General features: G+C 35.0%; 18 protein-coding genes. 9 read left to right on the forward strand and 9 right to left on the reverse strand.

Features of this window, described 5'->3' with window-relative positions; all coding sequences use genetic code 11:
• Together Q1W72_RS10125 and Q1W72_RS10130 are read left to right on the forward strand one after the other, a co-directional pair.
• Nucleotides 1-432: a dCMP deaminase family protein gene (locus Q1W72_RS10125; protein ID WP_099714228.1), complete on the forward strand. Its 432-nt coding sequence runs from the start codon at nt 1-3 to the stop codon at nt 430-432.
• Between the two features lie 13 nt (nt 433-445).
• Complete coding sequence (locus Q1W72_RS10130; protein WP_302135067.1) at nt 446-2017, forward strand: S41 family peptidase; 1572 nt, start codon at nt 446-448, stop codon at nt 2015-2017.
• Between the two features lie 29 nt (nt 2018-2046).
• Here Q1W72_RS10130 and Q1W72_RS10135 read toward each other — a convergent pair whose 3' ends face one another.
• From Q1W72_RS10135 to Q1W72_RS10155, 5 genes are all read right to left on the reverse strand, one after another.
• Nucleotides 2047-2796: a 1-acyl-sn-glycerol-3-phosphate acyltransferase gene (locus tag Q1W72_RS10135; protein WP_099714230.1), complete on the reverse strand. Its 750-nt coding sequence runs from the start codon at nt 2794-2796 to the stop codon at nt 2047-2049.
• 66 nt (nt 2797-2862) lie between these two features.
• Nucleotides 2863-3468 (reverse strand): FAD-dependent oxidoreductase, encoded by a 606-nt coding sequence (locus Q1W72_RS10140; RefSeq protein ID WP_099714231.1) that lies wholly within the window; start codon nt 3466-3468, stop codon nt 2863-2865.
• Between the two features lie 2 nt (nt 3469-3470).
• Complete coding sequence (locus Q1W72_RS10145; protein WP_099714232.1) at nt 3471-3674, reverse strand: hypothetical protein; 204 nt, start codon at nt 3672-3674, stop codon at nt 3471-3473.
• 118 nt (nt 3675-3792) lie between these two features.
• Nucleotides 3793-4371 carry a MarC family protein gene (locus Q1W72_RS10150; RefSeq protein ID WP_099714233.1) on the reverse strand — a complete coding sequence of 193 codons (579 nt, stop codon included), beginning with the start codon at nt 4369-4371 and terminating at the stop codon, nt 3793-3795.
• A gap of 211 nt (nt 4372-4582) precedes the next feature.
• Nucleotides 4583-6469: an IS1634 family transposase gene (locus Q1W72_RS10155; protein ID WP_302134830.1), complete on the reverse strand. Its 1887-nt coding sequence runs from the start codon at nt 6467-6469 to the stop codon at nt 4583-4585.
• Nucleotides 6470-6739: 270 nt separating this feature from the next.
• Between Q1W72_RS10155 and Q1W72_RS10160 the strand changes: the two genes are divergently transcribed.
• The 5 genes from Q1W72_RS10160 (at nt 6740) to Q1W72_RS10180 (ending at nt 13368) form a co-directional block, all read left to right on the forward strand.
• Nucleotides 6740-7306, forward strand: coding sequence for a DUF3109 family protein (locus Q1W72_RS10160; protein ID WP_099714234.1), 567 nt, complete (start codon nt 6740-6742; stop codon nt 7304-7306).
• A 263-nt stretch (nt 7307-7569) separates the two neighbouring features.
• Nucleotides 7570-8547, forward strand: coding sequence for a ribonucleotide-diphosphate reductase subunit beta (locus Q1W72_RS10165; protein WP_099714235.1), 978 nt, complete (start codon nt 7570-7572; stop codon nt 8545-8547).
• 179 nt (nt 8548-8726) lie between these two features.
• A complete protein-coding gene (locus Q1W72_RS10170) occupies nt 8727-11141 on the forward strand; it encodes a ribonucleoside-diphosphate reductase subunit alpha (RefSeq protein WP_099716250.1) in 2415 nt (804 codons plus the stop codon).
• Between the two features lie 299 nt (nt 11142-11440).
• Nucleotides 11441-11917 carry an RDD family protein gene (locus tag Q1W72_RS10175; RefSeq protein WP_099714236.1) on the forward strand — a complete coding sequence of 159 codons (477 nt, stop codon included), beginning with the start codon at nt 11441-11443 and terminating at the stop codon, nt 11915-11917.
• 104 nt (nt 11918-12021) lie between these two features.
• Nucleotides 12022-13368 (forward strand): deoxyguanosinetriphosphate triphosphohydrolase, encoded by a 1347-nt coding sequence (locus tag Q1W72_RS10180; RefSeq protein ID WP_099714237.1) that lies wholly within the window; start codon nt 12022-12024, stop codon nt 13366-13368.
• A gap of 3 nt (nt 13369-13371) precedes the next feature.
• Here Q1W72_RS10180 and Q1W72_RS10185 read toward each other — a convergent pair whose 3' ends face one another.
• Nucleotides 13372-14406, reverse strand: coding sequence for a DUF3078 domain-containing protein (locus tag Q1W72_RS10185; RefSeq protein ID WP_099714238.1), 1035 nt, complete (start codon nt 14404-14406; stop codon nt 13372-13374).
• 38 nt (nt 14407-14444) lie between these two features.
• Nucleotides 14445-16226, reverse strand: coding sequence for a 1-deoxy-D-xylulose-5-phosphate synthase (locus Q1W72_RS10190; protein WP_302135079.1), 1782 nt, complete (start codon nt 16224-16226; stop codon nt 14445-14447).
• Nucleotides 16227-16264: 38 nt separating this feature from the next.
• Between Q1W72_RS10190 and Q1W72_RS10195 the strand changes: the two genes are divergently transcribed.
• Complete coding sequence (locus Q1W72_RS10195; protein WP_302135080.1) at nt 16265-16708, forward strand: nucleoside deaminase; 444 nt, start codon at nt 16265-16267, stop codon at nt 16706-16708.
• Between the two features lie 25 nt (nt 16709-16733).
• Here the strand turns inward: Q1W72_RS10195 and Q1W72_RS10200 are convergent, their stop codons facing one another.
• A complete protein-coding gene (locus Q1W72_RS10200; RefSeq protein WP_302135082.1) occupies nt 16734-17567 on the reverse strand; it encodes an AraC family transcriptional regulator in 834 nt (277 codons plus the stop codon).
• A 122-nt stretch (nt 17568-17689) separates the two neighbouring features.
• On the opposite strand from Q1W72_RS10200, the gene Q1W72_RS10205 reads away from it, so the two are divergent.
• Nucleotides 17690-18856, forward strand: coding sequence for an MFS transporter (locus tag Q1W72_RS10205; RefSeq protein WP_302135083.1), 1167 nt, complete (start codon nt 17690-17692; stop codon nt 18854-18856).
• A 67-nt stretch (nt 18857-18923) separates the two neighbouring features.
• Here the strand turns inward: Q1W72_RS10205 and Q1W72_RS10210 are convergent, their stop codons facing one another.
• A complete protein-coding gene (locus Q1W72_RS10210) occupies nt 18924-20468 on the reverse strand; it encodes a ribonuclease E/G (RefSeq protein WP_282710914.1) in 1545 nt (514 codons plus the stop codon).
• Nucleotides 20469-20510 lie beyond the last annotated feature (42 nt).

Below are 20510 nucleotides of genomic sequence, written 5' to 3' on the forward strand. Positions count from 1 at the left end.
ATGAACGAAAAAAAATTAAATAAATACGATAAAGCGTATCTTAGAATTGCCAAAGAATGGAGTTTGCTGTCCTATTGTAAACGCAAGCAAGTTGGTGCGATTATTGTGCGAGATAGAATGATAATCTCTGATGGTTATAACGGAACTCCAACTGGTTTTGAAAATTGTTGTGAAGATGATGAAGGATTGACGCGTTGGGATGTTTTACATGCCGAAGCAAATGCGATTCTGAAAGTGGCACGATCAACACAATCGTGTGAAGGTGCAACCTTGTATATTACGCTTTCGCCTTGTAAAGAGTGCAGCAAATTGATTCATCAATCCGGAATAAAAAGAGTAGTGTATCACAATGGATATCGCGATGATTCAGGAATTCAGTTCCTTATAAAAGCAGGAGTAGAAGTAGAACACATCCCAGTATTAGAAGAATAATTATTGTCTTCGTATGAAATATAACGTAAAATATTTGCCCATTATTATTTTCTCAACACTCGCTCTGGGAGTTGTGCTGGGCGGAATGTTGAATTTTCCTAACGCAGCTGATTTTGCAGACAGAAATAATTCTAGAAGCAAACTCAACAAATTAATTGATTTTATAGATAATGAATATGTCGATGATATCAATACGGATTCTATAGTAAACCTTACCGTAGATAATATTCTGGCGCAACTCGATCCGCATTCGGTTTATATTCCGCCTAGCGATCAGCTGGAAGTGGTAGAAAGCATGAAAGGGAATTTCGTGGGAATAGGCGTGAATTTCTATATGTATAATGATTCAGTTGCAGTTATAAGACCGGTTGAAAATGGCCCTTCGGCAAAAGCTGGAATAAAGGCTGGCGACCGAATTTTGTATGCTGATAAAACAAAATTATTTGGTCGAAAATTACCAAGTGACAGTTTGTATTCTAAATTAAAAGGAACAGTAGGTTCTGATATTGAGCTTACTATATACAGAAAATCGGAAGGTAAAAAACTTAAAGTAAAAATAAAACGGGATGTTATTCCTCTAAAAAGTGTCGATGCCGCTTTACTTTTGAGTGATAAAACCGGTTATATAAAAATAAATAGATTTGCCGAAACTACTTACAGAGAGTTTATGGCGGGTTTAACTAAACTGAAACAGCAAGGTGCAAAATCACTTGTAATTGATGTTCGCGATAATGGTGGCGGTTATATGGAAGAAGCCATTGCTATTGCCGATGAATTATTGACAGACAAGCAACTTATTGTTTTTACCAAAAATAAAAATGGGAATATAGACAAGACATTTGCAACCAAAAAAGGGAGTTTCGAAAACGGAAATGTATTTGTTTTAATCAATGAAAACAGCGCTTCTGCCAGTGAGATTCTAGCGGGCGCCATTCAGGATAATGACAGAGGAACTATTGTGGGGCGTCGTTCTTTTGGAAAAGGATTGGTGCAACGTGAAATGGATTTTGCCGATGGTTCGGCCGTTCGATTGACTATTGCCAGATATTACACGCCTACGGGTCGCTCGATTCAAAAACCATATTCGAAAGGAAATGAGGCGTATTTTAAAGAATCAGAAGCTCGTTTTGGAAATGGAGAATTGTATGAAAAAGACAGTATAAAAGTTTCGGATACTTTAAAATTCAAAACTAAAAAAGGTAAAATTGTATACGGTGGCGGCGGAATTGTCCCTGACGTTTTTGTACCGCTAGAAGTAGAGCATGGAAATGAAAGTACGGCTTATTTATTGCAATCCGGAATCGTGGGCAATTTTGTTTTCGAACAATTAGATAAAAATCGAAGTGCTTTTAAAGGAATTAACTTTGAACAATTCAAAACTAAAATGAATGAAACGGATTTGTATTTTAATTCGTTTCAAAAATTTATTTTCGAAAACGGATTGGATTTGAATTTTGGGAAAAGCAAGTCATTGGTAAAAAGATACTTGGCTGCTGAATTTGCCCGACAATTGTATGGGGAAAGCTATTATTATGAGATAGTATTGAAAGAAGATGCAATGATTAAGGCAATTTCCAAGAAGTAATTGTGAAGAGAAATATTGTTTAAAAATAACTAATTTTCATTGTCCCAATCTTTCCTGTACCGAATGAGTTCATCGTCTATCATTTTCTTAGACGTGTTTAATAAATAGGTTGCATCTTCAGAATAAATAGGAGGAAAAAAAGTCATTTTAATTTCAGTAGTCCATTTTCCAAAGCACTTTAAAAAATGCGGAATGAAAGTGTCGTCTCCAACAAAAGCATCCGTTTTTTCTTTATAATCAATGGCAATAGGAATAACGGCAGATTTAATCTTCGTGGCCATCACAAACGAGCCATAATTGAAATCTACAGTCGTTGGCAAAACATCGGTAGTACCTTCCGGAAAATTAATGATAGAATATCCTTTGGCCAGAACTTCACGAATATTTTCGGCAGTTTCTTGTCTGCTCTTTTGGCATTTTCTATCTACAAATAAAACACCCGATATTTTACAGATATAGCCAATCATAGGCCATGACGCAACTTCTTTCTTCCCTACAGGAAAAGCATGCATTTGATTTACAATAACAATTGGGTCGAAATAAGAACGGTGATTGGCTACAATCAGTCCTTGTATCGTGGGTTTTTCTCCATAAATAATGGTGCGAATACCTAAAATGTGATTGGACACCCGAATTAAAAAATCGCGTAGATGAAGTGCTCTTTTGGAATTAATTTCTTCGCTGCAAAAGAAACTCGTCAAATAGAAAAGAATCGAAAAAAAGGAAACGAATACTATAAAAACAATTAGCCTGGTCAAGCCCAATAATAGTGATAACATAAAAAGTATATTGAAAATGTAAACCTACCACTATTTTTCTTGAGATTTTCCAGAATGAAAATCTATTTACCTGATACTGTCGTGTGCATGAGTCTGTACGCCATCATTCCATAACGTAAGAATATCCGTTGCAACGGCAGCGCCACTACCGGCAGCAATGGCCAGTTGGCTTCTCCAACCCGCTAAAGTTCCTATGGCATAAATTCCTTCAGCCACTTTGTGGTCGCTGTTCTTGAGTTGAATTCGTTGTTTTTCGGGAAGGGATTTTTGATGGGGTTCCACATAATGCATCAATCCATCTATTGCAAAAGAATTTGCGGATCCTATGCCTATGACAATTGTTTTTGTTTGGTAGGAATTCTTGTTTGTGATGACTGTAAATTCAGGAAATTGTCCTTCAATTTTAAGTACTTTTTCCCCTGGAATTTGAGTGATATGGGGATACGCTTTCGAAAGATGTTCGGTGCTTTCCTCTAATAATTCAGAACCTAATTTCCCTGGAGGGATTCCGTAAGCATTATTAAACAGGGCTTCTTGAAGAGATGATGTTTTTTGATGGGTGAAAATGCCAATTCTTTTGTCACTGACAAATGATTTGTTTTTTGCAGAACCCAAAACGAGTGCGCATGAAATTCCAGAAACGCCACCGCCAACGATGAGAACATCAAACATTATTACAGTTGGTCATTTGATTTCTCTTCAATCTTTTTTGCCATTTTAAAAATCAGAAGAATCAAAACGGCACAGAAAGAAGCGGCAATTCCAATAAAAGCAACTACGCTATCTCCTTGAAATGGATTTCTAAAATCCAACAAAGTAACATTAAATATGATTAGCGCTATTGCTAAAAACACCAAGATGTTAGTGAAAATTTTCATAATACGTTTTTGTTTTTGATATAAAAGAAACAGATTTTTTATTTTAGAAACACATGTCAGCTTAAAATCAGATTATCTTTTAAAATTATCTTAGGGGGTAAATTTATGAAAATTTATTTTAGACGAACAAACCTTTAACATTCGCAGCGAATAATTTAACAGCAATCGCAAGAAGTACAACGCCAAAAGTCTTTCGAATGACGCCAAGCCCATTTTCTCCTAGTATTTTTTCAATTTTAGACGATGATTTCAAAACGATATATACCAGAATAATATTCAAAATTATTGCGATAACAATATTTATAGTAGAAAACTGGGAACGTAAAGATAGTAAAGTAGTCATTGTTCCGGCTCCGGCTATCAAAGGAAACGCCAAAGGAACAATAGATGCTGAACTCGCTTCTTCATCGCGATAAATCCGAATCCCTAAAATCATTTCTAATGCTAAAAAGAATAATACAAATGAACCTGCAACCGCAAAAGAGTTTACATCAATCCCAATTAAATTCAATAATTCTTCCCCCACAAAAAGGAAAACAATCATGATTATACCAGCTACTATTGAAGCTTTTTCAGATTCTATGTGTCCATGTTTTGATCTTAAATCAACAATAATAGGAATGGTTCCCACGATATCAATTACGGCAAAAAGGACCATTCCAACCGTAATTATTTCTCTAAAATCGATTTCAAACATAATTTTTTTGTTTGCAAAGTTAAACTTTTCGGTAGATTTTTGATTAAAATTAAATTTTATTACAACAATTCTGATTCATTTTTTTATATACTGGTTTTCAATTGATTTCTTGTTTGTTTTAATTCTATATTGTTTAATGTTAGTTTGTTAGGGTGTTCAAAGAGTCAGTTGTTTCGTTGGTTTTCCGAAAAGTTAACCCAACTTGCAGACTTTAGCTTGTAAACCTTTGTTTAAAAAGGAAATCTTGTTTTAGGATTTCAGATTTGGGGACTACAAATTTTTTCCTGGTAAAGGGACATTTTTTATAGTTTAGGGCTAAGTAAATTTCCTTTAGTTTAGGGCTTGGCTCTGAACATTTCTTAATTTCGATTGTGTTTTCAAGTACATCTTTTATCTCTGTTGTAACTAACTTTTGAGTATTTGCAATTCTCATAATTTCTTGCCAATCGTGATTTATTTTTTTTACTTTTAGTTGATATCTAATCGTATTTACGATCCAATAGGCTAACAATCCAAGGTTTAAATGTGCCATAGTTGACTCATCGTTCTGATGATAAATAGGTCGTAAATCCAAGTCTGTTTTTAACGTTCTAAAAGTACTTTCAATTTCTCGTATGCAATTGTATATTCTCCAAATTGTTTGCTCATCCCTTTCTTTTAGAGACGTTTTTATAAAATAAACGCCATGTTCTTTTTTCTGATTTATTTGACTTTCTTTGACCTCCCATTTCATAGAAGTTACCTTGCTCGTTTTTTGGTCAACCAATAAATCAATTTGGTAATGCTTGGCTATTGAGGGATATTTTTGTTGCAATCGCCCTATTTTTTGATTTATAATTTCTTGCTTTTTTATCCCCGATTTTTTGGCTAATCCATTGGCAAGTTTGGTTAATGTGTCTTCATAAAGGGTTTTAAATTTGCGATTCATTGAACGTTCTTTCATTGCTTTCATGTCGCTTTTCACCTTGAAAACACACTGATTTTGTTCTTCACCTTCAATTTCATTCAGCTCTATTTTCTGATTTTTTTTGTCATAAACTATTGTAGGGATTTCATTTTTTAAGGCATATTTTTTGGGTTTAGTACGGCTTACACATAAATAATCATATCCTTTTTCTGTCACCAATTTCAAGTTTTCGTCAGTGGCAATACCAGCATCCATAATCACCAAAGCCTTTTTTGTGGACTCACTCGTAGCCTCACGAAGGCTATCAATCATATCGGACAAGGTCTTGCAATCGGCCATATTCCCTTGGTAGATATTGGAATATTTCAAAAAGCCTTCTACATTTACAACAGCTGCCAAAACAACTAGTTTGGCATCGGTTCGCTTTTCCTTGCTACGTCCGTACTGAGCTAAATCACTGTTCTTTTTCTGACCTTCAAAATAGGTATTGGTTAGGTCATACAAATAAAATTTATCTTCAATATCAAATAATTCATTGGTCTTTTGAGACAAATATTTTTCCATCTCATCTTTAACTTGATACAAATTTAAGGCAGATTGATATAATTTATCCTTTGTTATTTTTTTGATAGGATAAGCGGTTAATTCACAAATAGCCGAATTTTCTTTTATCCATTTACTGGTTCTGTTTTCGCTCGCGGGATAAACGGCTCTGCTTATAATTTGAGTGAGTGCCAATTGAACTTGTTCTTCCGGCCAATTTTTATCCAATAAAAACTGGTCTATTTTTAGTTGCTTCAATGTTTGCAAACTCATCCATTCACCTCCTAGTTCACGTGCTTCAGTGTGTTTTAGTGTGTTCAAATCTACACTGTGAATGTCTTTTTGGGAAGAATGAGAATTATCTATTTTGTTTGATTTTAGTATTTTGGAATACAATTCATCAATATACTCCCAAAGATGTTCTTGAAAATCATCTTCAAACAAGCTGTTTTTTCCATTGAGTTTTTCAGTCAATTTTTTCTGGATATAATTCAATTCCTCAGCCGTTAAATGGTCTATAAATCCAGCAGTTACAATAGTTCTGTTTCTAACAATATCGTTTTGATCACGAAAACTCTCTACCAATCGGTAGTAGGATTCCATTTTGCCTGTTTCAGGATTTCGACGAAAAGTAGATTTGAAATACATTTAGTAAAAATCGGAAATATCCCCATTAAAGACAAGATTTGCTGGGGACTACAAAACGGAATTTACCTAAAAAACACCTGTTTTGAATACAAAAAATACCAATTTTTAAATAAAAACTTACAGAAATGATTGTTAAAATGATGTAATTAACAATTAATTAACTTTTATCGTCATTCAACCCTGCAAGTTGGGTTAAAGTTGGTTTTTATCTAAAAAATTACAATTTACTTTGACTACCTTTGCGCTTTATAATCTCAGTACCCCAAAATAATGTTTCAATTAGGAAAAACCATCGTCTCAGAAGACATACTCGAAAAAGATTTTGTTTGCAATTTGTCAGCCTGTAAAGGGGCTTGTTGTGTTGATGGCGATGCGGGAGCTCCATTGAGCGTTGAGGAAACTAAGATATTAGAAGAAATCTATCCCAAAGTAAAACCATTTTTACGTAAACAAGGAATTGCGGCTATTGAAGCGCAAGGAACTTGGACAAAAGGAACTGATGGTGATCTTGAAACGCCACTGATTGATAATAAAGATTGTGCTTACGTAATGTTTGACGGTAAAACGGCTTTGTGCGGTATCGAGCAAGCGTATAATCAAGGTGTGATTGACTGGAAAAAACCTGTTTCTTGTCATTTATATCCTATTCGTGTGAAGGATTTCACGGAGTTTGCTGCCGTTAATTATGACAAATGGGATATTTGTGATCCGGCCTGTTCCTTAGGTCAGGAACTTGAAGTGCCAGTGTATAAATTTGTCAAAGAAGCTTTGGTTAGAAAGTTTGGTGAAGACTGGTATGCGGAGCTTGAGATTGTCGCACAGGAACTCAAAAAATAAATCTAAAATAAATGCAAATTTTCTTGTTTGCTGTTTTTAAAATCCTATATTTTACGGTGCTTCAACTCTTTTTTTAAATTTTAAAATACTGATTTTTAAGCGTTTAAAATCCACATGAAAAATGCCTCAATTTTTTTCGTTTGTTAAAAACTATGGCCGATTGTGAATAAGTTTGACTTTTAATTTCGGCAATATTTCACAATCTTTGTAATCCACAGAAAGCATAAAATTTCGTTAAAATCTCAAAAAAACAAACTACTATAATGGCACAACTTGAACCAATTTTACAAGAAAATAAAAATCGTTTCGTGATTTTTCCAATTAAACACCATGATATTTGGGAATTTTATAAAAGTATGGAAGCTAGTTTCTGGACTGCTGAAGAAATCGATTTGTCACAAGATTTAAATGACTGGAATAACAAACTTTCTGATGAGGAACGTTATTTTGTAAAACACATTCTTGCTTTTTTTGCTGCTTCTGACGGAATTGTAAATGAGAATTTAGCTGAAAATTTTGTGAACGAAGTGCAATATGCTGAAGCAAAATTCTTTTACGGTTTTCAAATCATGATGGAAAACATTCACAGTGAAACGTATTCATTATTGATTGATACCTATGTGAAAGACGAAGCGGAGAAAGATGAATTGTTCAATGCTTTAGAAGTTTTTCCTGCGATTAAGAAAAAAGCGGATTGGGCTTTGAAATGGATTGAATCTGATTCATTTGCTGAGCGACTAATTGCTTTTGCAGCTGTGGAAGGAATCTTCTTTTCGGGAGCATTTTGTTCTATTTATTGGTTGAAAAAACGTGGATTAATGCCAGGATTGACGTTTTCTAACGAATTGATTTCTCGCGACGAAGGAGTGCACTGTGATTTTGCAGTACACTTGCACAACCACCATTTAGTAAATAAAGTTCCAAAAGAAAGAATCAGAAGTATTATTGTGGATGCTTTGAATATTGAAAGAGAATTTATTACTGAATCCCTTCCTGTGAGTTTAATAGGAATGAATGCAGCGTTAATGACACAATATTTAGAATTTGTTGCGGACAGATTATTAGTTGAATTAGGTTGCGAGAGAGAATACAACACTTCAAATCCTTTTGATTTTATGGACATGATTTCGCTTCAAGGGAAAACAAACTTCTTTGAAAAGAAAGTTGCCGAATATCAAAAAGCAGGTGTTATGAATACCGATGAAGATGCTCAGAAAATTAGTTTTGACGCTGATTTTTAGAAAGTCGTTATCGCATCACGGGCTGTTTTAGCCCCGATGGAAGGGAATATCCTTTCTAGTCCTGAACTTTTTTCAGGACTAGAAAGATTGGAATGACAGCGGGATTAGCTTCCCAAAAAAATGAAACAAATACTCAAAAACGGGAAAGGGATTTTCTGTTTTTTAAAACAATTAAGCGTATGTATGTAGTTAAAAGAGATGGGCACAAAGAGCCTGTAATGTTCGACAAAATCACTGACAGAATTAAAAAATTATGTTATGGTTTGAATGATTTGGTTGATGCTGTGAAAGTGGCAATGCGCGTAATTGAAGGACTTTATGATGGTGTTTCGACATCTGAATTGGATAATCTTGCTGCCGAAACTGCGGCTTCGATGACTATTGCGCATCCGGATTATGCACAATTAGCAGCTCGTATTGCAATCTCAAATTTACATTCGAATACAAAAAAATCATTCTCGGAAACGATGAATGATATGTTTAATTATGTAAACCCAAGAAACGGTCAATATGCTCCGTTGCTTTCTGAGGAAGTACATAAAGTGATTATGGACAATGCGGAGTTTTTAGACTCGCATATTATATACAATAGAGATTTCAACTACGATTATTTTGGTTTTAAAACCTTGGAAAGATCGTATTTGCTAAAAATAAACGGTAAAATCGTAGAGCGTCCGCAACACATGTTGATGCGTGTGTCTGTTGGGATTCACTTAGACGATTTGAAATCAGTAATAGAAACCTACGACTTAATGTCGAAAAAGTTCTTTACACATGCAACGCCAACTTTATTTAATGCCGGAACTCCAAAACCTCAAATGTCCTCTTGCTTCCTTTTGGCGATGCAAGACGATAGTATTGATGGGATTTATGACACGTTGAAACAAACGGCTAAAATCTCGCAATCAGCAGGTGGAATTGGACTTTCTATTCACAATGTAAGAGCAACAGGCTCTTATATTCGTGGTACTAACGGAACGTCTAACGGAATTGTTCCTATGTTGCGTGTTTTCAATGATACAGCGCGTTATGTAGATCAAGGAGGAGGAAAACGTAAAGGAAGTTTTGCTATTTATATCGAAACTTGGCATGCGGATATCTTTGAATTCCTAGACTTGAAAAAGAATACTGGAAAAGAAGAAATGCGTGCAAGAGATTTATTCTTTGCAATGTGGACTTCAGATTTGTTTATGAAAAGAGTACAAGAAGACAGTTATTGGACGTTAATGTGTCCTAATGAATGTCCTGGATTGTATGACGTTTATGGAGACGATTTTGAAAAAATGTACACGGATTACGAAAAAGCCGGAAAAGGTAGAAAAACCATCAAAGCGCATGAATTGTGGGAGAAAATTCTGGAATCGCAAATCGAAACTGGAACACCTTACATGTTGTACAAAGATGCTGCCAACAGAAAATCAAACCAAAAAAATCTAGGTACAATTCGTTCTTCGAATTTGTGTACGGAGATTATGGAATATACTTCTAAAGATGAAATCGCGGTTTGTAACCTGGCTTCACTTTCGTTGCCAATGTTTGTGGAAAACAAAAAATTCAATCACGATTTGTTGTTCACCGTTACCAAACGTGTAACCAGAAACTTGAATAAAGTTATTGACAGAAATTATTATCCGGTAAAAGAAGCTGAAAACTCAAATATGCGTCACAGGCCAGTTGGTCTTGGAGTACAAGGGCTAGCCGATGCTTTTATTATGTTGCGTTTGCCGTTTACGAGTGACGAAGCAAAAAAAATGAACCAGGATATTTTTGAAACTTTATATTTTGCAGCTGTTACCGCTTCTATGGAAATGGCCAAAGAAGAAGGGCCGTATTCTACTTTTGAAGGTTCACCAATGTCACAAGGAGAATTTCAGTTCAATTTGTGGGGAATGAAAGATGAGGAATTATCTGGTCGTTGGGATTGGGCTTCCTTGCGAAAAGAAGTGATGAAGCATGGTGTTAGAAACTCATTATTAGTAGCGCCAATGCCTACGGCTTCGACTTCTCAAATTTTAGGTAACAACGAAGCATTCGAACCATATACTTCTAATATTTACACCAGAAGAGTACTTTCGGGTGAGTTTATTGTGGTAAACAAACACTTGTTACACGATTTAGTAGAACGCGGTTTGTGGAACGAAACCTTGAAACAAGAATTAATGCGAAATAACGGTTCAGTTCAAGCGCTTGATATTCCGCAAGACTTGAAAGAATTGTACAAAACTGTTTGGGAAATGTCCATGAAAGACATTATCGATATGTCACGTCAACGTGGTTATTTTGTGGATCAATCACAATCGTTGAACTTATTCATGCAAAATGCCAATTATTCTAAATTGACATCGATGCATTTCTATGCTTGGCAATCCGGACTGAAAACGGGAATGTATTATTTAAGAACAAAAGCTGCGGTGGATGCAATTAAATTTACATTGAACAATGATAAAAAAGCAGATCCAATTGAAGTGAAAGAACAACCAATCGCTGTTCCTGTTGTCGCTGAAGCAGTAGAAATGACTGCCGAAGAATACAGAGCAATGATTGAATTATCTAAAAATGCCGGTCCAGACGAATGTGAAATGTGTGGTTCTTAAGTCATTACGAGGAACGAAGCAATCTTATACAAATCATATTGTTGATGTCAACAAGAGGTTTTAATACAAAAGCAGTTATTGTAATGATAACTGCTTTTTTTGGAGCTATTTACTTCGTCAGTTCGCTTCGCTCGTGTCCCGCTTTCGTTACAATATTTTTATTTTTTATTTAAAAATAAAAAGGATTTCCACTGTAATTAGTGGCTAAAATATCAGGAAATTACTTCTGAAATTTGTAAATAATTCACTATATTTGAGATAGTTATCATTATAAGTAATCATTTTTTATACGAACTACTATGGAAAATAAAAAATTTACTGTTACAGATGATTTATTAGCTTCCAAAAGCCAACGTTTCCTTAATTTCATTATCGATGTATTGATTATTTATATCATTGAAATCACCATTGGCACCACCATCATTATAATAGGAGATTTGACTCATAGTTATGCTGCGTCGAATTGGGTTACATCATTAAGCCTAATTGAAAGCTTCTTTTTTGGACTTGTTATCCTGTTTTTTTATTACTCAATTACCGAAATGTATTTCTCCAGAACCTTCGCTAAATATTTTACAAAAACACTAGTTGTAAAAAACGACGGTTCAAAACCCAATATGAAAAGCATTATTATACGAACAGTCTCCAGATTAATTCCTTTAGAGCCTTTTTCTTTTTTAATGACTGAGAAAGGATGGCATGATACATTGTCCGTTACGTATGTGGTGAAAAAGCATGAATTTGTAGAAAAAAAGAAATTGTTTTCTGGGGAGTAAGAAAGTAGAAAAGATAAAAATTGCAGTCATTTTAGGCTGCTTTTTTGTTTTTAAACACATCCTTTTCTTTATATTCGCTCCTTGTAAATACCAAAAATAAAATCATGAACTGGGAACAACTTTTATCACTAAGACGACAAGGCGACAAAGGCAAAAGATTGCGTGTAGAACAAGACGATACCCGTTTGGGTTTTGAAGTTGACTATGACCGTATTATCTTCTCCTCCGCTTTTAGAAGTTTACAGGATAAAACACAGGTTATTCCTTTATCAAAAACTGATTTTGTACATACCAGATTGACACACAGTTTAGAAGTTTCGGTTGTAGGGCGTTCTTTAGGACGATTAGTCGGTAAAAAAATCATCGAAAAATATCCACACTTAAAAGAAGTTCACGGATATCATATGAATGATTTTGGGGCTATTGTTGCCGCGGCATCCTTGGCACATGATATTGGAAATCCACCTTTTGGACATTCTGGTGAAAAAGCTATTGGAGAATATTTTTCGATTGGAAAAGGACAGCAATACAAAGATCAGCTTACCGCAAAAGAATGGCAGGATTTAATTGATTTTGAAGGGAATGCCAATGGGTTTTCAGTACTGACGGCTAGTCGCCCCGGAATTGAAGGCGGACTTCGAATTTCCTATGCGACTCTTGGTGCTTTTATGAAGTATCCAAAAGAAAGCTTGCCTAAAAAACCAACTAAAGACATAGCCGATAAAAAATACGGTTTCTTTCAAACCGAAAAAGCTTTTTTTCAAGATGTGGCTTCTGATATGGGTTTGATTCCAAATAAATCCGGAGATAATATAGGTTTCGAAAGACATCCTTTGGCATATTTAGTCGAAGCTGCGGATGATATTTGTTACACCATTATTGATTTTGAAGACGGTATTAATTTAGGATTAGTTTCTGAAGATTTTGCTTTAGAATATTTGATAAAATTGGTAAAAGACAGTATTGACACCTCTAAATACAAGACTTTAGAAACCAAAGAAGATAGAATCAGTTATTTGCGTGCTTTGGCAATTGGTAGTTTAATTAATGATGCTGTGAAAGTTTTTATCGAAAATGAAGCATTAATTATGGATGGTAAATTCCCGTTTGCCATCATGGATAAAAGTAAGTATAAAGCGCAGATGGATGATATCATTAAAATCAGCGTTAAAAACATTTACCAAAGCCGTGAAGTCATCGAGAAAGAAATTGTCGGGTACCAAATTATACAAACCTTGTTAGATAAATTCATAACGGCTTTCAATAATAAATTCAACGGAAATGCGTCCAACTATGATTCCTTAATCATGAAAATGTTGCCTGAGAAACACCATTTAGAAAAAGAGAATCTATATGGTAGATTACTCCATATTTGCCATTATGTGTCGCTTTTGACAGATGGGAATGCGCTCGAATTATTTGAAACTATTAATGGTAGAAAGAAGAATTAATTTTTAAAAAATATATTCAATCCCAACACCAATCGCTTGGCGGACCTGAGTTTTTGGACCTTCAGTTACTTGTATTCCAGCAATTTCTCTTTTAGATTTGATGTCATCGTCATAGATAACATGTGCTCCAATATTGGCTTTTACATATTGATTCACCACTAGTTCTACTAGAAAGTCACAATCTACATCTATGTTTCCAAAACGATTTACATAATCAGAATATAAGCTTAGACGATTTTCCAGATTGATATTTTTGAAGATTTCTTTTTTGTATTTATTGGTTATTAAAAAACCAAGTTCCATTTTTGATCTTTCTCCTTCGGTGAGTAGATTTCCTTCCAGGTCATAGGTAGCCTTGGCAACACCAAAAGCACCTTGATCTGCCAATCTTTGATCTAAAACTAAGGTTGTTTTAAATGTAAATGGCGAGATATAAAATGTTCTTTTTTTATCCTTATCAATATTTTCAGCACCTACACCCATAAAAATATAAGCTGGAGCAAAAGGTTTTGAGATAGCTTTTTCAGTATTTGGATACGCATAACCATTCGTGAATTGCGTGTTAAAATTGAATTTAGCCGAATGATACCAGTTAGAAAGAGTGTCTTTTCTATAGCCAAATGTGGAGTTTAATTGTATCGCATCTTCTGTTTTTCGTATGTCGATTCCGTCTTGTTTATTCAAACCGTATTTAACTATTAGTTCATTCGACCAGTTGTAATTGCTCCTGGCGTAAACTCTATGGAATTTTCCTTTAAACAATCCTGAAATCGAACTTGTTCCCCCTGCACTCCAGTTGACAAAGGCTACTTCAGAGATGTCAAAACCTAAACTGTTTTTTTTACTCCAATGGGATAATGGAAGATAATACGTCAGAGTTTGTATTTTAAATGCTACTTTCAACGGTTTGTTTGCTGTAGAAAGCGTCGTTATAGGCCTAAGTGTGTCAGATAACGGTGTGATTCTTATTTCTTGGGAGAAACTATTAAATGAGATTGTAAAGGTAAGTACAAGGAGTGTGTAGGTTAATAATTTCATTTTGGACTAGTTGTGTTTAAGGTTGCAAAATAATTATTTTAATAACTCGAAAAAAGTATTTCAAGACTTTTAACGTCAATTTTGCAATATTGTTGTAATTCAGCTACAGTTCCATGTTCAATAAACGCATCTGGAATGCCAAGAGTCGTTATTTTTGAGGTATAATTATGCTCTGAGACGAACTCGAGAATTGCACTTCCAAAACCTCCTTTTACGGCACCATCTTCTATAGTAATGATTGTTGCGAATTCTGTAAAAATGGTGTGTAATGCATTTTCGTCTAATGGTTTAACAAATGGAAAGTCGTAATGAGCAATGGTTTCTGGATGCTTTATTTTGGCTATAGCCAAAGTGACATTATTGCCAATAGTTCCATTGGATAAAACGGCTACTTTTGAACCTTTTTTTATACAAGCACTTTTTCCAATTTCTATTTTTTTGTACGTTCCAAGATGTTGCGTCTGCCAATCGGCAATAACACCGCGTCCTCTTGGATAACGGATAGCGATAGGATGATCTAATCCCAATTGTGCGGTGTATAAAATATTTTGTAATGCTATTTCGTTGCGAGGCGCATAAACAATCATATTAGGAATGCAACGTAAATAAGCCAAATCGAAAACACCGTGATGCGTTGCGCCGTCTTCTCCCACTAAACCGGCTCTATCCAAACAAAAAATCACTGGCAGATTTTGTAAAGCCACATCGTGAATCACCTGATCGTATCCTCTTTGTAAAAAAGTGGAGTAAATGTTACAAAAAACGACCATTCCTTGAGTTGCCATTCCGGCTGCTAAAGTCACAGCGTGTTGCTCGGCGATTCCTACATCAAAAGCACGTTTTGGAAAAGCCTCCATCATAAATTTCAACGAGCTTCCAGATGGCATTGCAGGTGTAATTCCTATAATTTTTTCATTTTTTATGGCTAAATCCAATACGGTCAAGCCAAAAACATCCTGATATTTTGGAGGTAGATTTTCTTCGGATTTGATGTGAATTTCTCCTGTTGCAGCGTCAAATTTTCCGGGGGCATGATATTTTACCTGATTTTCTTCGGCTTGTTGCAGTCCTTTTCCTTTGGTGGTAATGATATGAAGGAATTTTGGTCCTTTGGTTTTTTGTAAACGTTTCAATTCTTTGATAACAGCAAAAATATCATGACCGTCTATTGGACCTGAATAATTAAAATTCAAAGATTTAATCATGTTGTTTTGCCTCGGATTTTTCCCTGCTTTTACGGCAGTGAGGTATTGTTTCAAAGCACCTACACTTGGGTCAATTCCAATAGCATTATCATTAAGAATAACCAATAAATTAGCATCGGTAACTCCGGCGTGATTTAATCCTTCAAAAGCCATTCCTGATGCGATAGAAGCATCTCCAATCACCGCAATGTGTTGTTTATTGAAATCGCCTTTCAAATTAGAAGCAATTGCCATTCCTAAAGCTGCCGAAATGGAAGTAGAGGAGTGGCCTACGCCAAAAGCATCGTAAATACTCTCACTTCTTTTTGGGAAACCGGAAATACCGCCCAATTGTCTGTTAGTATGAAAACTTTCTCTTCTTCCTGTCAGTATTTTATGTCCGTAGGCTTGATGACCTACATCCCAAATCAATAAATCATTGGGCGTGTCAAACACATAATGCAAGGCAATGGTCAATTCTATAACGCCAAGACTGGCGCCAAGATGTCCTTCCTTTACAGCCACAATATCGATAATGAAATCACGTAATTCCTGCGCCACTTGAGGAAGTTGAGCTTCATCAAGCAGTCTTAAATCGGTTGGGTTATTGATGTTTGAAAGTAAATTATCTGACATAAAGCAAATGTACGAATTGAATTCTTATTTTTGTAGCTATGATAAATCCTTTCACCGACGAATATTTTATGAAAAAAGCTTTGCAGGAAGCCGAAATGGCTTTTGAAAAGGGCGAGATTCCTGTTGGTGCTATTGTTGTAATTGATAATAAAGTGATTGCCAGAGGTCATAATCTTACTGAAATGCTGGTTGATGTTACGGCTCATGCCGAAATGCAGGCTATTACTGCAGCAGCTAATTTTCTTGGAGGTAAATATTTAATTGGGTGCACGCTTTATGTCACACTGGAACCTTGCCAGATGTGTGCCGGCGCTTTGTATTGGAGTCAGATTTCTAAAATTGTTTTTGGTGCCAGCGATGAAAATCGGGGTTTTGTAAAAATGGGAACACAATTACATCCTAAAACTACTGTTGTTTCTGGAATTCTGGCAAATGAGGCTTCGCAGTTGATGAAGCGATTTTTTGCCGAAAGGAGGAAGTAAAAAAACAATCCTAAATTAGAAAAAACTACAGCTTTTTAAAATCGCTGGGCTTCATGTTTTTTTGTTTTTTAAAATAATTAGACAGATGACTTTCATCTGTAAAGCCAAATTCATAGGCAATTTGTTTGATGGGCACTTGGTTGTTGAAAAATCTTTTTTCGATTAATTTGGTTCGCAGGTTGTTAGTATAATCTCTATAAGTTATTGAAAAACTTCGTTTAAAATACGTGCCAAAGTAGGTAGTGGCTATATTAAAATGCGTCGAAATTGATTTTATTTGAACCAGTTTTGGATTATAAATGTTTTGATGAATATAAGATATGATTTGCTCGTTATCAATACCAGTTCCTGTAATTTGCATATTCATGCAGCGCATGGTTTCCTTTATTAATCCGAAAATTGACAAAACTTGGTAAAAAATAATTGGCGATGTAGAAACATTTGTTTTGCTATTGTAAGCAGTAATGTTTTCTATCGTATTTTTTAAAATGGTCTTGCAAGGTTCATCTAGTTTTAAGACATTTTCTTTTAGTGATTTATCCCTCATAAAATTTTCCGGTGTGTTCAACAGAAATTCATCACAGGATAGCTTTTTATTGGAATTAAAATAATTGTCGGTAAATTTTATAAAGACAAAACGCGTACTTTTTTTAATGTCAAAATAGTGCTCATCGTCAGGTGAAATCACAAATAAATCTCCCGTTTTATAGGATAATAAATTATTGTTCAGGTGATGAATCCCGTTTCCTTTTACTATGTAGATGATTTCATAATACGTATGACTGTGAGTGGGAAGGTGAAATTTGTCTTCTTCGAATTCATCAATAACTAATGTTTCAAATTGATTTAATTTAGGCATAGCGTATAATTACAATTTTATATTGCAAATATACAACTTGTTTGAATTTGTTATAAATAAATTTGTCCGATGAAAAAACAATCGATTTCAAAACACTCATATTAATATTTTTATAAAACAAAATGAAGAAAAGTCTCATCGCGCTCTCATTGGGCGGTTTAACTATAGGAATAACTGAATTTGTGATGATGGGTTTATTGCCCGACATTGCATCAGATTTAAAGATTTCAATACAGGTAGCCGGACATTTAATTTCTGCCTATGCTTTAGGAGTTGTAATTGGCGCGCCCTTATTGGTCATCATTGCGAGAAATTACCCTCCTAAAAAAATACTTTTGATTTTAGCAGCTATGCTGGCCTTTTTCAATGCGCTTTCGATTATTGCACCCAATTATGAATTTTTATTCGCTACAAGATTGCTTTCCGGATTGCCTCACGGAGCCTTTTTTGGAGTTGGAGCTGTTGTTGCCAGCAGTCTGGCTGACAAAGGAAAAGAAGCACAAGCTATCTCTATCATGTTTTCGGGATTGACAATTGCAAACCTTGCGGGAGTGCCAATAGGAACCTATATTGGACATCATTATACGTGGCGTTATACGTTTATAATAATTGCAATTGTTGGATTTTTAACTTTTGTTTCTCTTTATTTTTGGATGCCAAATCTAAAAGCTGGCGCCAAAGAAACAATTAAAAGTCAGTTGCAGTTTTTCAAAAAAACAGAAGCCTGGCTAATCATTTCAATTACTGCTTTTGGTTTTGGGGGGTTATTTTGCTGGATTAGTTATATTGCCCCGTTACTCACAGATATTTCTAGATTTTCAGCCGGAGATGTGCCTTATATCCTAATCCTAGCTGGTTTAGGAATGGTTTTTGGAAATTTTATCGGAGGAAAATTAGCAGATAGATTTTCTCCTGCAAAAACAATTGTGATGTTGCTTTTTATAATGGCCTTGGATTTATTATTAGTGTATTTCTTTTCTTCAAACCAGTATATGACTCTGGCATTAGTTTTTTCTACGGGTTGTATTTCTTTTGCGGTTGTGGCTCCAATACAGGTGCTTATGATTCAGACGGCTGTAGGTGCAGAAATGATTGCTTCGGCTGCGATACAAGCTGCATTTAATATAGGAAATGCTTTAGGAGCTTTTCTTGGCGGATTGCCTTTGGTGTTTGGATTTAGTTATGCGTCTCCCAACTTAGTTGGTGTTGGCATGTCTATAGTAGGAGTTCTAATTACTTTTATATTTCTTCAAATAAAGAGAAGTGCCTTGAAACTGCAAGCTGTTTAAATCTACGGTTTTATCAGTAATAAAAAGACATAAAAAAACCGCCAATCTCACGAAAGGCGGTTTTAATTTATTCTATGACAGCATTTTCTTTTTTGTCGTAGAAATGATATTCTAAATACGTGTAAGCATCACGAGGTATAATTTTCACCCATTTTTTATGTTCAAGAAACCATTTTGAACGTAATGATGGAAAACCTTTGGTAAGGTATGCGGCCACAAAAGGGTGTACATTAAGCACAACATCTTTGTGGTTTTTTAATACTCTTTCCAGATCAAAAGCGATTTTATCAATGATTTGAATTGGCGCTTCAATTTCGCCACTTTCATTGTTTGGATCTTCTTCTCTAGTTTTAATATTTACTTCTGGTCTTACTCTTTGTCTTGTAATTTGAACTAATCCAAATTTGCTCGGAGGTAAGATCTTATGTTTCGCTTTATCGTCGCTCATTTCTTCTTTCAAGAAATCGAACAAAACTTTACGATTTTCAGGATTTGACATATCGATAAAATCAACTACGATGATTCCGCCCATATCACGAAGACGTAATTGTCTTGCGATTTCGGCTGCTGCAATCATATTGACTTCCATGGCGGTATCTTCCTGGTTGGTAGCTTTATTAGAACGGTTTCCGCTGTTTACGTCTATAACGTGCAAAGCTTCAGTATGTTCGATAATAAGATAAGCTCCTTTACTCATGGATACTGTTTTTCCAAAAGAAGTTTTGATTTGTCTCTCTATGTTGTATTTCTCAAAAATAGGTGTGTCTTTTGATTGATAAAACTTAACAATTGATTGTTTTGAAGGTGCAATTTCTTGCAAATAATCCTTTGTTTGGTTGTACAACTCTTCATCATCAATTTGAATACCGCTGAAGGTATCATTAAATACATCTCTTAATATCGAAGAGGCTCTGTTGAGTTCTCCTAATACTTTGGACGGATGATGAGCAGTTGGTAATTTTTTACACATTGCAGTCCATCTGCTGAGCAGGTTCTGCAAATCTTTTTCTAATTCGGCTGTATTTTTGCCTTCGGCTACTGTGCGAACAATAACACCAAATCCTTTTGGTTTGATGGATTGTACTAATCGTTTCAAGCGTTCTTTTTCTTTTTTGTCTTCTATTTTTTGTGAAATAGAAACGCGGTCAGAAAACGGAACCAAAACTATAAATCTTCCGGCTAGAGAAAGCTCAGCGCTAATTCTTGGTCCTTTTGTAGATATAGGTTCTTTGACGACTTGTACTAAAACAGATTGATTGGCACTTAATATATCAGTGATAGTACCATCTTTATCTATTTCTTTTTCAAACTGAAAGGTTTTTAGGGAGAAATCTTTTAATTTACCTGTGCTTACAAGTTTTATGAATTTCAGTTGGGAAGATAAGTTAGGACCTAAATCGTGATAATGTAAAAAGGCATCTTTTTCGAAGCCTACATTTACAAAAGCAGCGTTCAATCCGGCAACTGGTTTCCTGATTTTGGCAATAAAAATATCACCAACCTGGAAGTTGCTTTTTTCTTCTTCTTTGTGTAATTCAATTAGTTTTCCATCTTTTAATAAGGCAAAATCTACGGCTTCAGAACTAGATCTAATGATTAATTCTTTATTCACACTGTAAATTTTTTATCTATTCGCCAAGGCGAACAAATGGAT

This window comes from Flavobacterium sp. ZE23DGlu08, from assembly GCF_030505335.1.
GTDB lineage: Bacteria > Bacteroidota > Bacteroidia > Flavobacteriales > Flavobacteriaceae > Flavobacterium > Flavobacterium algoritolerans.